The sequence below is a fragment of the Mesorhizobium sp. P3_A9 genome (assembly GCF_056402975.1).
In genome coordinates this window covers 1-1,021 of sequence record NZ_JBFUGJ010000731.1, presented here as the reverse complement: position 1 = coordinate 1,021, position 1,021 = coordinate 1, and the positions used below count along the sequence as shown (strand labels likewise).

Sequence of the window (1,021 nt, the reverse complement as noted above, 5' to 3'; positions counted from 1 at the left end):
CTCCACGCCCGGGCAGGTCATCGCCATCTGGCAGGATGGCCATGTCTCGCACTACGGCGCGGATTTCCTTGCTGCCCATATAGGCAGTTCAGGCCCGGACCGTTTCCAGCCGCAGACGTGGAACAGCGATCTGTCCGCACGGCTCGGCCGTTTCGCCTTCGATGCGGTGGTCGCGGATGACGAAGCGCTGTTCCAGTCGCTCAGGGCGTTGCGCGATCACGGCATCGCCATGCTGACCGGCGTTCCGGCCGAGACGGAGGCCACGGCGCGGGTCGCCGGCCGTTACGGACCGATCCGCGAGACCAGCTACGGCAAGGTCTTCAACCTGATCTCGCGGCCGGATGCGCGGGTGGCGGGCGAGACGGCGCGGGCGCAGATCCCGCACACCGACGAGCCGTTCCGCTATGCGCCGCCGGGCTTCATCTTCTTCCACGCCATCCGCACGGGGGCAGGCACCGGCGGCACGTCGCTGATTGTCGACGGCTTTCATGTCGCCGAACGGATGCGGACGCGCACGCCTGACCTGTTCGACCTGTTGACGCGGCACGGCGTCACCTTCCACCGCGAACACGCTGGCGAGGTCTTCTTCAGCGCCGAGGCGCATGTCATCAGCCTCGATGCGGCGGGCGCCGTCACCGGCATCCGCTACAATGACCGCTGCCTCGCGCCGCAATGGGCGCCTCTGGACCGGATCGACGGTCTGATCGAGGCGCTGGCCGAACTGACGCGGCTGATCTGCGATCCGCAGAACCAGTTCCAGCACCAGTTGCAGCCGGGGGAGGTGCTGGTCTTCGACAATCAGCGTGTCCTGCACGGCCGCAGCGCCTTCGACCCGACGCTTGCCGTGCGGCATCTGAGAAGCTGCAATATCGACCGTGACGGCGTGCACAGTGCGTTTCGCACGCTGGCCAGGCGGTTTGCTCCGGGGGAGGCGGGGGCGGTGTTGTATCAGGGGGCGATTTTTTGAGGCTTTGCAACGCGGCTTCTACCTCCCCCTTGTGGGGAGGTAGAACCACAGGTC

General features: G+C 66.8%; 1 protein-coding gene. It reads left to right on the top strand.

Features of this window, described 5'->3' with window-relative positions:
• Positions 1–967, top strand: a 967-nt coding sequence (locus AC1DX0_RS36365) for a clavaminate synthase family protein (protein ID WP_477359396.1), incomplete at its 5' end; no start/stop codon positions are given.
• Positions 968–1,021: the final 54 nt, after the last annotated feature.